The sequence below is a fragment of the Acrocarpospora pleiomorpha genome (assembly GCF_009687885.1).
Taxonomy (GTDB): Bacteria; Actinomycetota; Actinomycetes; order Streptosporangiales; family Streptosporangiaceae; genus Acrocarpospora; species Acrocarpospora pleiomorpha.
The window spans coordinates 110,289-123,561 of the sequence record NZ_BLAF01000007.1; the positions used below are offsets into that span (position 1 = coordinate 110,289).

At 67.2% G+C, this 13,273-nt stretch carries 12 protein-coding genes and 1 pseudogene; 8 read left to right on the plus strand and 5 right to left on the minus strand.

Annotated elements, in window-relative coordinates; genetic code table 11:
- Positions 1 to 5 precede the first annotated feature (5 nt).
- The 3 genes from Aple_RS06310 to Aple_RS06320 are packed head-to-tail and all read left to right on the plus strand — an operon-like array spanning position 6 to position 2,575.
- Positions 6 to 980 carry an SPFH domain-containing protein gene (locus Aple_RS06310; RefSeq protein ID WP_155343525.1) on the plus strand — a complete coding sequence of 325 codons (975 nt, stop codon included), beginning with the start codon at positions 6 to 8 and terminating at the stop codon, positions 978 to 980.
- A 41-nt stretch (positions 981 to 1,021) separates the two neighbouring features.
- Complete coding sequence (locus tag Aple_RS06315; RefSeq protein WP_155343526.1) at positions 1,022 to 1,714, plus strand: GntR family transcriptional regulator; 693 nt, start codon at positions 1,022 to 1,024, stop codon at positions 1,712 to 1,714.
- Between the two features lie 39 nt (positions 1,715 to 1,753).
- Positions 1,754 to 2,575 (plus strand): HNH endonuclease, encoded by an 822-nt coding sequence (locus Aple_RS06320; RefSeq protein ID WP_246264178.1) that lies wholly within the window; start codon positions 1,754 to 1,756, stop codon positions 2,573 to 2,575.
- Between the two features lie 111 nt (positions 2,576 to 2,686).
- Here Aple_RS06320 and Aple_RS06325 read toward each other — a convergent pair whose 3' ends face one another.
- The 5 genes and pseudogenes from Aple_RS06325 to Aple_RS06345 form a co-directional block, all read right to left on the minus strand.
- On the minus strand, positions 2,687 to 4,072 hold the full coding sequence (locus tag Aple_RS06325; RefSeq protein ID WP_218038142.1) for an acyltransferase family protein: 1,386 nt from the start codon (positions 4,070 to 4,072) through the stop codon (positions 2,687 to 2,689).
- Between the two features lie 49 nt (positions 4,073 to 4,121).
- Positions 4,122 to 4,880, minus strand: coding sequence for a 2-oxo acid dehydrogenase subunit E2 (locus tag Aple_RS06330; protein ID WP_155343528.1), 759 nt, complete (start codon positions 4,878 to 4,880; stop codon positions 4,122 to 4,124).
- Between the two features lie 55 nt (positions 4,881 to 4,935).
- Positions 4,936 to 5,127: pseudogene (locus Aple_RS06335) on the minus strand (FAD-dependent oxidoreductase); the annotation flags it as partial.
- Between the two features lie 26 nt (positions 5,128 to 5,153).
- Positions 5,154 to 6,314: an FAS1-like dehydratase domain-containing protein gene (locus Aple_RS06340; RefSeq protein ID WP_155343529.1), complete on the minus strand. Its 1,161-nt coding sequence runs from the start codon at positions 6,312 to 6,314 to the stop codon at positions 5,154 to 5,156.
- A gap of 85 nt (positions 6,315 to 6,399) precedes the next feature.
- Complete coding sequence (locus tag Aple_RS06345) at positions 6,400 to 6,738, minus strand: ArsR/SmtB family transcription factor (RefSeq protein WP_155343530.1); 339 nt, start codon at positions 6,736 to 6,738, stop codon at positions 6,400 to 6,402.
- Positions 6,739 to 7,190: 452 nt separating this feature from the next.
- Between Aple_RS06345 and Aple_RS06350 the strand changes: the two genes are divergently transcribed.
- From Aple_RS06350 to Aple_RS06370, 5 genes are all read left to right on the plus strand, one after another.
- Positions 7,191 to 8,828, plus strand: a complete 1,638-nt coding sequence (locus tag Aple_RS06350) for a class I adenylate-forming enzyme family protein (RefSeq protein ID WP_155343531.1) — start codon at positions 7,191 to 7,193, stop codon at positions 8,826 to 8,828.
- A gap of 24 nt (positions 8,829 to 8,852) precedes the next feature.
- A complete protein-coding gene (locus Aple_RS06355) occupies positions 8,853 to 10,148 on the plus strand; it encodes an MFS transporter (RefSeq protein WP_155343532.1) in 1,296 nt (431 codons plus the stop codon).
- A gap of 28 nt (positions 10,149 to 10,176) precedes the next feature.
- Positions 10,177 to 11,427, plus strand: a complete 1,251-nt coding sequence (locus Aple_RS06360) for a multidrug effflux MFS transporter (protein ID WP_155343533.1) — start codon at positions 10,177 to 10,179, stop codon at positions 11,425 to 11,427.
- A gap of 139 nt (positions 11,428 to 11,566) precedes the next feature.
- Complete coding sequence (locus Aple_RS06365) at positions 11,567 to 11,995, plus strand: ArsR/SmtB family transcription factor (RefSeq protein WP_155343534.1); 429 nt, start codon at positions 11,567 to 11,569, stop codon at positions 11,993 to 11,995.
- A 68-nt stretch (positions 11,996 to 12,063) separates the two neighbouring features.
- Entirely contained in the window at positions 12,064 to 13,245 is a 1,182-nt protein-coding gene (locus Aple_RS06370; RefSeq protein WP_155343535.1) for an alpha/beta hydrolase, read from the plus strand.
- Positions 13,246 to 13,273: the final 28 nt, after the last annotated feature.

Genomic DNA, 13,273 nt, shown 5'->3' on the forward strand with positions numbered 1-13,273 from the left:
AACATATGACCAGACTATCGATCGGTGTCTTGATCGCTGCCCTGACCGGGCTCACCGCGCTGATCACGTACGCGACCGGGTTCACCCACACGGACGCGGGAGTCGTCGCCGTCATCCGCGACGGCGGCCCACTGGACGAGAGCGGCATCCGCCAGGTCCTCAACCCGGCCACCGGGCCCACCTGGACCGGGTTCTGGTCCACCGCGCACACCTACCCGGCCCAGCAGCGCATCTACACGATCACCTCGGACGCCAAACGGGCCACCACGCTCGGCGTGGACGAGGTCATCGTGCCCACGGGCGACGGCGTCAACGTGGGAGTGGAGGGCACTCTCTATTTCACGCTCAACCTCGACCACGAGACCCTCAAAGCCTTCGACGACCGGTACGGAACCCGCACCTACATCGGCGAAGACGATGACATGCTCTACGCCTGGGACGGCGACGAAGGCTGGAGTGCCTTCTTCGGCCAAGCGGTCCGCCCGGTCATCTACAACACGCTGCGCGTGCAGCTCGGGGCCCTGCGCTGCCAGGAGCTGGTGCCCACCTGCGCCTTCCTCAACGGCGCCGACACCCCCGAGCCGAGCACCGGCCTGGCCAACCTGGCCCGGGTGCAGTCCGGGGTCAACGCCAGCCTGGAACGGGAGATCCAGGCCATGCTGGGCGGGCCGTACCTGACCGGATTCCGGTTCAACCTGGTCCGGATCACCCTGCCCGGCGAGGTCCAGCAGAGCATCACCACCGCCCAGGGCGCGCAGGCGGGCATCCGCGAGGCCGAGGCCAAAGCCGAGCAGGCCGAGATCGACGGCAGGGCCCTGGTGAGCAGCGCCGAGGCCGAGGCGGAGGCCAACCGGGCCCGCCAGAAGGGCTACCAGGCCTGCCCCGCCTGCGTGGAGATCGACAAGATCAGAGCGCTGCCGGACGGCATCACGGTCTACGCCCCCGGAAATCCCGACGGCGTGGACGCCTCCGGCAAGTAGAGATTCGACAACGAGGACGAACTAGTGATTTTCTGCTGACTGTGAGTGAACCAAACTCCTCGGACGCGTACGAGGAGACCCGCCCGATCCGGGTCCGCAGCAGTACGGCCGAGTGGGCCGCGGCGATCCTGCGGCAGCGGGTCACCCAGGGTGGCCTGCTGCCCGGCAGCCGTCTGATCGAGGACGAGCTGGCCGCCGAGCTGGAGGTCTCCCGCAACACCCTGCGGGAGGCTTTCCGCCTGCTCGGCCACGAGCGACTGCTGGAACACAAGCTCAACCGGGGCGTCTACGTCCGCGTCCTCTCCCCGGCCGACGTCGCCGACATCTACCGGGTCCGGCGCCTGATCGAGGGCGCCGCCGTCCGCCGGCCGGACAAGGACCCCCTCTCCCTGGCCGCTCTCCGGGACGCGGTCTCCGCCGCCGAGACGGCCGCCGCCAACGACCGCTGGTTCGACGTCGGCACCGCCGACCTGCGCTACCACCAGATCATCGCCTCCCTCAACGGCAGCCGGCGCCTGAACACGATGATGTCCCAACTCCTCGCCGAACTCCGCCTGGTCTTCCACGCCATGGACCCACACGCCCTGCACGCGCCCTTCCTCCCGCGCAACCGCGAACTACTGACCCTGCTGGAATCCGGCCAGGACACCGAGGCCGAACACCTGCTCGCGACCTATCTGAACGAGGCCGAACGACTGCTCCTGTCCGCGTACGCCCAGACCACGACCGGGTGAGCCCGGGTGCATCATGATGCAGGCATACGATTTCGCAGAGTGAGCGAGAATGTCGGCGAACCTTTCTTTTTCAAGACCCACCACCCGCACAACCGGGTCGTGGGCGGCGGCTTTTACAGCGGCTTCGCCTCGCTGCCCGTCTCCGAGGCGTGGAAGTTATTCGGCGAGGGCAACGGCGCCGGCAGCCTCGCCGAGATGCGCCTGCAAATCAGCCGGTACCGCAAACAGCCCATCGCCCCCGGCGAGGACCCGGTCATCGGCTGCGTCATCATCCGCGATATCACCTTCTATCCCCAGGCACTGATCGCCGACCCGCCCCCGGACTTCGCGTCCAACATCGTCCAGGGCAAGAGCTACGACCTCGCGATCCACCCGGCCGCCGACTATTTCCACGACCTGCTCTACCGGATGGGCATCCAGGTTGAGATCGACCTGTCCGAACCCTGGCACCGCGACGGCCCCGTCTTCGGCGACCCCCGCCTCGCGCCCCGACGCCTCGGCCAGCAGGCGTTCCAAGCCGTCGTCCTGCACGCCTACGACCGGCGCTGCGCCATCACCGGCGACAAGATCCGTCCCGTCCTGCAGGCCGCCCACATCCGCCCCATCACCCGCGGCGGTGCGCACCGCCTCGATAACGGCCTGCTCCTCCGCTCCGACGTGCACACCCTCTACGACGCCGGGTACCTCGCCGTCGACCCTAAACATCGGCTCCTGGTCAGCCCCCGGCTCCGGGAGGAGTTCGGCAACGGTGAGGAGTTCTACCGCCGCGCCGGACACGAGATCGGGCTCCCCCAACGCCCGCAGGACCGGCCTGACCGCGACATCCTCGAATGGCACCTCGACGAGGTCTTCCTACGCTGAGGCGCCCCGATCATCTAGTCGGTAGGCCTCCCAGCACAACCACGATCACCTACCTGTGCCGGTCTCCCGCCCACCGACCGCGCCTGTAAGCCCGTCACCGGCCTCGCCGGCTTATATCCCGCAGGAGCTCGTGCCCGGTGGTGTAGCTCGGAGGAATCGGAGTGCTGCCGCGCCGGAGAGGTAGGCGATCAGGTATGGGGTCGGCCACCCGAACAGGGTGGGGGTTGTGCTGGGTAGCAGGCTGTTGCCGAGCATGCCCAGGATGACGCCGGCGAATCCTGCCACGACCAATGCGAGGCGTGGCGCTGGGCGGCGCGCTGCTTGGATCAGGCTGGGCGGGATCCAGTTGGGGGGTCGGGCTCGGCGGCGGGTGCCACGGACCTCGATCGGTCCGAAGATCGCGACCAGGAGCGCGAGCATGAGGGTGAACATGAGCAGCAGGGGGAGTCGCCCGGCGAACCAGGCCGCCGAGCCGACGCTGGGGGTGGGCAGGACGCCGGCGAAATTCAGTGTGGCCAGGAGCAGGATCGCGGCGGTGATATGCCACAGGAAGATCGTCAAGATCACCGCGTTGACGGCGATCACCGCCAGCCACGCGCGCGAGTGCCGCAGCCATCGCTCAGCCCGGTCACGCAGCAGCAGCGCCGCCCCGAGTTGGACGGCCGCCACCGCCAGCAGAGCCAGGCTCGGCGGCGACATGTTGTGCAGCCGCTCCCCCGGCACGTCGATCATGCTGATCGGGTACGGGCCGACAAGCGTGAGCAGCAGCAACGCGCCGGACCCGCCGAACAGCAGCGGCAGCGCCACGCGGTTCCGGGACGCCAGCAGGCCGTCGCACCAGGCGAACCCCATCTGGTGGATGGCCAGCCAGCCGAACAGGAAGTTGCCGTTGCCCCAGGACGGCTCGCCGAGAAGGCGGGCGAGGTCGCCGGCGGCGACGAGGCCGACCAGCACGACCGGAACCGCCAGGCCATACCGGCGGTGCAGGGCGTACATCACCGGGGTCAGCACCACCACGACCAGGTACGCCACGAGGAACCAGAGCGGAATCGAGGCGAACCACACCACCAGGCGAACCCGGGCGGGGCGGGCGTCGAACAGGCGGGCGACCAGCGCGCCACCGGCCATGACCAGCACCAGGGTGGAGGTCGGGCGGATCAACCGGCCGCCCCGGTGGAGCAGCCATTCCGTCGCGTTTCCGCCTCGCCGGCGTTCGGCCGCCAGCGACAGCGCGTTGGCGTACCCGCCGACGAGGAAGAACACCGGCATCACCTGCGCCACCCAGGTGATCGGATATGCCCAGGGCAGGTCGGGCAACGCCGACCGGGCGGTCAGCTCGCCGTGCTCGTCGTGGCCGACCACTGTCACCAACCAGTGCCCTAGGACCACGGCGAGGATGGAGATTCCCCGCAGTAGATCGATGAACCGCTCGCGCGACGGCGGCGTCTGTTCAGCGCGCCGCCGAACACCTCGCAACGCGGCACCCAAACCGTCCATGTCGTAAGTGCCTCGTGATAGTGGGCGACACCAGACCCCTACCCGCTCGTCACCCGTTCACTTTCGTGGTGGTGAGCTCTTGGGCGAAGTCGGCTGTTTCGAGGCGGCTCTTGACCCAGCTGAGGTAGCGGGCCGCGTCGGCGCCGTCGACGATCCGGTGGTCGTACGACAGGGCGAGGTACGCGATCGACCGTAGCGCGATGATCTCGTTGCCCTCGGCGTCGCGGACGGCGGCGGGGCGGCTGACGACGGCGCCGGTGCCCAGGATGGCCGACTGGGGGTGGTTGATGATCGGGGTGTCGAACAGTGCCCCGCGGCTGCCGGTGTTGGTGATCGTGAAGGTGCCTCCCGACATGTCGTCGAGCGACGCCGTTCCGTCGCGGGTGCGGCTGGCGAGGTCGTCGATGGCGTGCGCGAGTTCGGCAAGGCTTTTCGCACCGGCGTGCTTGATGACGGGGACGTACAGGCCCTTGTCGGTGTCGACGGCGATGCCGAGATGCTCGGCGTCGGGGAAGGTGACCGTGCCTTCCTCGAGGTTCAGGGTCGAGTTGACCAGCGGGTAGACCTGCAGGGCCTCGACGGCCGCTTTGGCGAAGAAGGGGAGGAAGGAGAGTTTGACGCCCTCGCGGCGTGCGAAGGCCGCCTTGTGCTGGTCGCGCAACGCGGCGATGCCGGTGACGTCCACCTCGACGACCGTGGTCAGCTGGGCCGAACCCTGCAGTGACTCCATCATGCGGCGGGCGATGGTCTTTCTCAGCCGGGTGAGCTTCGCCGTGGTCCCGCGCAGGGGCGAAGGCGTGATGATCATCGTTCTCTTCCTGGTCAGGGGGCTAGGCGTGGCTGTGCAGCGGCTTGCCGGCCAGCGCGTCAGCCACCTCCACCGCGTGTAATAACGCCTTGGTCGGAACGCACCCGTAGTGCAGGCAGGTTCCCCCGACCTTGTCCTTCTCGATCAACGCGACCCGCAGGCCAAGCTGGGCGGCACGCAACGCCGTCGCGTAGCCGCCGCTTCCTGCGCCCACGACGACGATGTCGAAACCAGTCCTCTCGCTCACCGATCACCCTTCTCGATGGTGTTTACCTAGTCGCGCGGGATCAGGACCTCGCCCGATCCCTTGGCCTGGACCTCGCCCCGCTGGTTCGTCATCACGTAATCGAGATGGATCTTGCCCATGGCGGGGTCGACATCGGGCGACTTGTCGGTGACCGTGGCGCGCAGATAGGTGACGTCGCCGGACAGCGCGGGGCCGCGGTACTGGGTGTTGGTGTGGTGGACATATCCCCACTCGCCGGCCCAGGAGCTGAGGTAGTCGAGCACCCAGGCGCCCATGGAAGCGCCGTACCCGTAGGGGCGCGGCATGCCGATGCGCTTGGCGTACTTCGCGTTCAGGTGGCCTCGCGCGGCACCGTAGTAGGCGCCGTCGGCGAATTCCGGGTCCCAGCCGGCGTGCTCCTCGTTGACCGACATCTCGGCCGTCCAGCCGCTGTTTCCCGGGTCCGCGAGCTGCTTGCGCCACGCCGTGTTCCAGCCGGTCATGGAGTACGCTCGCCACTCGGTCGTGAACGAGACGACGCTGTGCGGTCCGATGACCTTGGCGGGAAGCTCGTCGCCCACCTGGACCGAATCCCAGCTTCGCCGGTCGTGGCCTAACGCGATGATCGAGGAAACGTACTCGTGCTTCTCCTTGGTGATGCGTGCCAGGTCGTCGTCACTCCAGTCGATCTCCTCGTCGCGCTCGTCGAAAGCGGCTGACGCTCGTGCCGTCGCGGGCTGGTAGCGGATCGCGGATGAGCGCTGGATCGCGATCCGCTCGCCGCGCTGGTTCACGTAGTGGTTGTCGCCGCGTTGTACGACGGTCGGCCCGGCGAACTTCGTCGTCGTCTTGCGGTAGTCGAAGACCATCTGGTCGATGGTGACGCGGTCCCCCGGGAAGATCCGCGGCCCGAAGAACCACCACTCGTCTCCGGCGAAGAGCATGTGCGACTCCGGGATGTGGCCTTGGGTCGAGGGCCGGGCGCCGTGTCCCGCCTCGCAGACCACGGTGAAGGACTGCGGCGCAACAATCTGGCCGAAACGGCTCGCCGCGGCGTATTCCGGGTTGTAGTACAGCGGGTTCGGATGGTGCATCGCCTGCGCCCACCGGCGGATGTCGTTGAGCTGGATCGGTTCGACCAGGCCGCTCTGGCTGAGCGGGACGCCGACCCAACGGTCGATGTCGGACGTGTCGAGTTCCTCGGCCATGGGTTGCCTCCTCGCCTCACCGCGGCGGACGGCCGCGATCATTTGACAATTCCCGAAATGAGCGTACGGACGATGACGGCGCTCGCTAGACGCGGGTCGAGCGCTCGCCCCGGACTCGCTCCAGGAGGTCGGGGACGAAATACTCGAATACGTCAGTACGCAGGTCGTAGTGGTAGAAGCGACCCTCCTTGCGGATGTTGATCAGGCCCGCTTCGTAGAGGATCTTGATGTGGTACGAGATCGTCGACTTGGAGATGGGCAACCGCTCCTCCAGATGAGTGCAGGCACAGCGGCCTCCTTCGTCGAAGAGGGAGAGGATCTCAAGCCGCAGCGGCTCGGAGAGCGCCCGGAAGATGCTGATGTACTGGGCTTCCTGCGACTTCTCCAAAGGAGACTGTTTCGGGGCGGCATTGACTCGAGGCATTTTCCTTATCCAGTCATGGTTTTACGTCCGCCCAATCCTATCATGTTTCTAGATCTATGGATTCGTACGGCCTCGGCGTCGGAGCATGTTCAGCCCAGCTCGGGAGGCGTGAGATTCGCCACGAGGGTGACGATCCGGACCTGCCTGAATGTCTACATTTTCAGTAACATCGAAGAGTACTGTAACCGAACCGCCTGATGGACTCAACCCGAGCGGGGCCTGCCGAACGACGAGTTCGCCTCGATCGCGGTGTCGACGACCGTCTTCCGAAGTCAGGGCATGCGACGCGAACCCTCGTGTCCCAGCTCGTGGAAGCGATGACCTGTCGATCTCTTGACATGTCGAAGCAGGTTACGAATGATGCTTCGGGAACTATAGAAGTGTGGAGGCCCAACTTGCCGAGCCAACGATCTCAAGCGTGCACGTGCGGCGCGCGGATACGAAGAGCGTGAGTGACCTTGCAGCAGATCCACGTCGACCCGGACCTGACGTTCCCGGTATTCCTGCGCGCGATCACCGAGCAGTACGGGGACCGCACCGCGCTTGTCTTCGGTGACGAGAGCTGGACGTACCGCCGTCTCTACGAGGAGGTCACGAAGTTCGAGGCGGCGCTCATCGGCCTCGGCGCCGGAAAGGGGACGCGGGTCGCCCTCCTCATGGGTGGACGGCCGGAGTGGGTCGTCGCCTGCTTCGCGACCATGTCGATCGGCGCGGTGTGCATTCCGCTGAGCACGTACGAGCCGGCGGTCAAACGGCACCAACTGCTGCGGCACGCGGACGCCTCGATCCTGATCCTGCAGGATCGCCTGCTCCGGCATGCCTACCTTGACGACCTGGTGGAGGCGTTCCCCGGGCTGGCCGGTTCCGAACCGTTCTACGAGCCGCGGCTGCCGTACCTGCGCCATGTGGTGCACGTCGGGGACGGTGCCGTCGGTGGGCAGGTCATCGGGTGGGACGACCTGCTCGCAAGGGCTCCCGGCCTTTCTTCTGAGTACTTGCGGGCCCTTGAAGATGAGATCCACCCGACCGACGACTCCCTCGTCATCTACACCTCCGGCACGTCGGGACCGTCGAAGGGGGTCATTCACACCCACCGGAGCGTTCGGGTCCAATTCGACCGGCTGCCGGACATGTTCAGCCTGCGCCCGGATGACGTGATCTGGGGGACCTATCCGCTGTTCTGGAGCGCCGGAGTCGCCTGGGTGCTCGGCTCGGCCATCGCGTCCGGCGCCACCTTGGTGATGCAGGAGTGGTTCGACCCGGCCGAGGCGGTCCGCCTGATCGAAAAGCGCAGGATCACGGTCATCCATGTGACGCCGCCGCAGCTCACGCAGATCGAGGAGGTGCTGGACGAGAACCCCGCCGACCTGTCCTCGCTCCGGATCTTCCCGAGGGCTGCGCTGGCCAGTCACACCGACCTGCCGCCCGACCGTCCGTTCGGCGGCGCTTCGCTGGGGCTGACCGAAGCGCTCACCTTAGCTGCCGCGATCCCCTGGGACTCGCCCGTGGAGCTACGCACCAGCACCCACGGCCGGCCGCTCCCGGGGATGAGGTTCAAGATCGTCGACCCGGAGACGGGCGAGGAGCTCCCACCGAACACGTTCGGGGAGATCGTCTTCAAGGGCACCGGCCTGATGCGCGGCTACCACAAGGTGTTCCCGGAGGACTACCTGGATGCCGAGGGCTTCTACCACACCAATGACGGCGGCTATCTGGACGAGGACGGCTACCTTCACTGGACGGGCCGGATGTCCGCGATCATCCGTACCAATGCGGCCAATGTGTCTCCGGGGGAGGTCGAGTCCGCGCTCTACGAGAACCCCGATGTCCGGATCACCTCCGTGATCGGCGTGCCGGACGCGGCCGTCGGCGAGGCCATCGTGGCCGTCGTCGTGCCCCGTGACGGCGCCAGCCTCACCGAGGACGGTGTGAAGGCCTACCTCAAGGACCGCCTGGCAAGCTACAAGATCCCGAGGCAGATCTTCTTCGTCGAGGAGTCCGACCTCCAGATGACGGCGACGAGCAAGCCGGTCCTCAGCCACGTCAAAGCGCTCGTGGACGCCCGGCTGAGCGGGTCGAAGGTTGGTTAGGCTGGCGCGGAGCGGGCCGAGCTGATGGTCGCCGAGGCCGGGTCCGCGCCGGAACCCACGCCGGGGCTCCTGGCGCGGCTTCTCGCCAAGCTGCCGCAGACGGGCGCGCTGCGCAGCCTCCGTCACCAGTCCTACTTCCTGCTGTGGTCGACCTTCCTGTTGACCCAAGGAGGCTTCTGGGTCTCCAACGTGTCGATGCAGTGGCTCGTATCGAGGCTTTCGGGCAACGACGAGTTCATGCTGGGGCTGCTCTACTTCTTCAATCTCTGCCCGCTGCTGTTCTTCGCGCCGTACGCCGGGACGCTTGTCGACCGGTTCGAGCGCAAGCGCATCGTGGTCGCCGCCCAGGCTCTCATCGGCCTGGTCTCACTGGCGCTCGTGTTCGTGCTCAGCATGCTGGGGGATCGGGTGAGCGTCGCGGTGGTTTTCGCGTTCGCGTTCGGTCTCGGCACCCTGCAGGCCCTCAACGCACCGGCGAGCTCGGCGGTGATGGTCAATTCCGTCCCGCCGGCCGATGTCGCGAGTTCCGTCGCGCTGCAGTCCGTGGGGCTGAACCTCTCCAGGATCGCCGGTCCGGCGCTCGCCACTCCGCTGCTTGTCGCCTGGGGCGCCCGTCCTTCGTTCGGGGTGTTCGCCGCCACCAGCCTGCTGAGTTCGGCGATCGTCTCACGCGCGAGGATTCGGCCGATCAAGCTGGCGCGTGACGAGGCGTCGGCGCTGGGGCGGATCGCGGAGGGCATCCGCATCGCCCGGGAGCGGCCACCGGCACTGCTCGCCCTGCTCGTGACCTCCGTCTGCGCGCTCTTCGCCTCGGCGTATGTCTCCCAGCTTCCCGTGTTCGCGTACACGATCCTCGGCGGGGACGACACGACGTTCACCCTTCTCCTTGTGGTGACCGGATTGGGTGCCGCGGTCGGCGCGCTCACGACGAGTTCCCGCCGCACGCTCCTCAGCCTTCGCGCGATCGCTCTGCGCATGCTGCTCATGGCGATCGCCCTGATGGCGTTCGCGGCGTCACCCTCCTTGCCGCTGTCCCTGGGGCTTTCCGCGCTGGTCGCGGGCTGCAACTTCTCGGTCATGACCTCGCTCCAGACGACGTTGCACTACGTCGCGCCGGAGCATGCGCGGGGTCGCATCACGAGCCTGTACATCGTGGCGTGGGGAGGTCTCGTCCCCATCGGAGCGCTGGTGCTCGGCGCGACGGGGAGCCTGATCGGCGCGCCGGCCGCGGTCGCGTGCTCGGCCGGCGTCGCGGCGGTCTTCGCCGCCTTCGTGGCGGCGACCGGTCCGCGCGAGGCGCCCGGCTACTCGGGCGAGTGAATTCTCGTAACTATCTTTCTGAGGAACCATGTCCGCCGAACCCGAAACACGTTCCGAATCCGCAGCGGCGACAGGCTGGCAGTACGTCCGACTCGTACTCCTTCTTGGCTGCCTGACCGCTCTGCCGCCGCTGAGCATCGATCTCTATCTCCCGGCGTTGCCGCAGGTCCGTGACGATCTGCAGGCGACCGACTCGATGACGCAGCTCACGTTCACCGGGATGCTTATCGGGATGGGACTGGGCCAGTTGATCGTCGGCCCGCTCTCGGATGCGGTGGGCCGGAGGCGACCTCTGCTGTTCGGTCTGCTCGCGCATGCGAGCGCTTCGCTTCTCTGTGCGGTGGCGCCGAACATCGAGGTGCTCGCGGCGTTGCGGCTCCTGCAGGGGCTCAGCGCGTCCGCGGTGTCGGTGGTGATCATGGCTACCATCAGGGATCGGTTCCAGGGCACCGCGATGGCGCGGATAATCTCGCGGAACATGCTCGTGGTCGCGATGGCTCCCATCCTCGCTCCGAGTCTCGGCAGCCAATTACTTCGCTTCACGGACTGGCGCGGGATCTTCGCCACGTTGCTGGTCATCGGTCTCGTGCTCGCTTTGGGCGCGTTCTTGTTTCTGGATGAGTCGCTTCCCCGGGAGCGTCGCCGGTCGTCGCGTCCCCGTGCGGTGGCGTCGTCGTACCTGGAGATTCTGCGCGACCGCACCTTCATCTCATTGGCGATGATCGGTGGTCTCACCGCTGCCGCGGTGTTCAGCTACATCGGGGCGTCCTCGTTCGTATTCCAGGACGGGTTCGGTCTCTCGGAGCAGGAGTTCGGCCTGGTCTTCGGGATCAACGCGATTCTCTTTCTGGCCGGGGCGCAGTTGAACCCTGTCCTGATCTCGCGATTCCCCCTGATCAGGGTCATGATGGCCGCCAATCTGGTCGGCCTGCTGGCCGCGCTCAGCGCGGTGGTGCTGGCCCTGGGTGAAATCGGCGGGCCGGCCGGTGCGGCGGTTCCGATGGGAGTCGTGCTGTTCACCATCGGGATGGTGCTTCCCAATACGCCCGCGCTCGCGCTCCATCGCCATGGTGTGAACGCCGGACTCGCGGCGGCCGTTCTGGGCTGCCTCCAGTCGGGAACCGGGGGCCTTGTCGCCCCACTCGTGGGGGCCATCGGGGTCAAGACGGCCCTTCCGCTAAGTCTGGTGATGACCACAGCACTTGTTCTTGCCGGGGCGCTCCTTCGCCTCACGAGCCGGGACACGAGCGTCTATGAGATCGGCGGCCGCAAGTCCTAGGGCCGCTTCGGTAACTATCGAATCGACCCCGGCCCAAAGGATGCCGGGAAGGGATGAGACCCTAGAAGACCAGACATCGAGAGTTCGGCATTGGCAGAAATTTGCCGCTTTATCAGTGCGCAGCGTACGATAGCGGAGAGTGACAGCCAAGCTGGGCTACATCACAATCTTTACCCATGAGTTACTCAATCCGGATGGCGGGGGATCATCGGTGAAACGAGGACAGGCCGTACTCGGCGCGTCCCCATTGGAGAAGTCGCAGCTCGATCAGTACATCAGCGTGTTCAGGGCGCTCTCCGAGCCGCTCCGCCTCGAGATCATTTCGATGTTCGGCGTCGATGACACGTGCGCGTGCACCTTTCTCGAGGAGCACTTGCCGATCGCCAAGTCGACGATCTCCTATCACGTGAAGATCCTCTACGAGGCCGGCCTCATCGACGTTCGCAAGGAAGGCCGTTTCTACCACTACGACCTCCGCCGCGAAGTGTTCGACTACTTCGTCCCCGGCCTTCTGGAGCGACTGCGCCTCGGGCGACTCCGCGACGAACAGGCGGCACTGACCCACTGACCGGACCAGCGAACTCCACCCAGGAGCTCGGGGCATCGTCCAGTACTACTTGCTGAGGCAGGACACGAGTGCGGGGCTCCCGGAGAGTGCTGGTCGCGGGCACGGGGCTGGCCGTGCTGCCGGTTCTCTGGTGGGGGTTCTCGTGGTATTCGCCCTGGGTGCCGGATGTGCTCGGGCTGGTGGATCGGACCTCGGACGCCGCGATCACGGTGGCGATCCGCGGGCCGTACCTGGCGATTCCGGCCGTGTTCCTGGGCGCGCTCGCGGTGTGGGCGTGGCGGTGGCGCTGCCGGAAGACGGCGGGAGCGGCGGCGCTCGCGGCCCTGCTCGCGCTGAGCCTCGCGGTGGTGCCGTGGCTGGCGGCCTGGCGGACCGCCGCGGCCATGGGCGACGCGGTGTCGTTACTCGGCTTCTTCGACGAGCCGACCGGCGGCGGGCCGACCGCGACCGAGGTCTACCACCGGGCGGACGGCCAGGACCTCAAACTGGACGTGTGGCTTCCCGAGCGTCCGGCTCCCGGCAGGCCAGCGGTGATACGGATCCACGGCGGCGGCTTCACCAAGGGCGACCGCACCGAGAGCGTCCAGTGGAACCGATGGCTGAATGAGCAGGGCATCGCGGTCTTCGCCCCGGACTACCGCCTCTCTCCCCCGCCCCGCTGGCTGGCACAGATCGCGGACGTGAAGTGCGCCATCGGCTGGGTACGCTCCCGTGCGGACGACTACGGCATCGATCCCGGCAATCTCTCGCTGATGGGCGGCTCGGCTGGCGGCTCCCTGGCCCTGGTGGCCGCCTACAGCACCGGCGACGACCGGCTCCCGACCGGCTGCGACCAGCCCGACCTCCCCGTCGCCAGCGTGATCGCGTTCTTCCCCATCACCGACATGTCCGCCATGATGCGTGACTCCCGGCTCCCCAGCGTCGCCCGCTCCATCGCGACCGACCACCTGGGCGGGTGCGCCCACCGTTTCCCGGACCGCTACCGGCTGACCTCCCCGGCGACCTTCGTACGCCCCGGCCTGCCCCCCACCCTGCTGATCCACGGTGAGCGCGACCACCTGGTCCCCGTCTCCCAGTCCATCGACCTGTCCCACCGCCTCACCAGCGCGAACGTCCCCCATCAGACAGTGCTCCTCCCGTGGGAGGAGCACGCCTTCTCCGACCAGTGGGGACGCTGGGGGTCGCAGGTCTCCCGCCCCGTCGTGGCCAGATTCCTCCTGGGTCAACGCCCCACGCTCGGAAAGACGTGACCGAAACGGAGGGCGGAGGATAACGTCC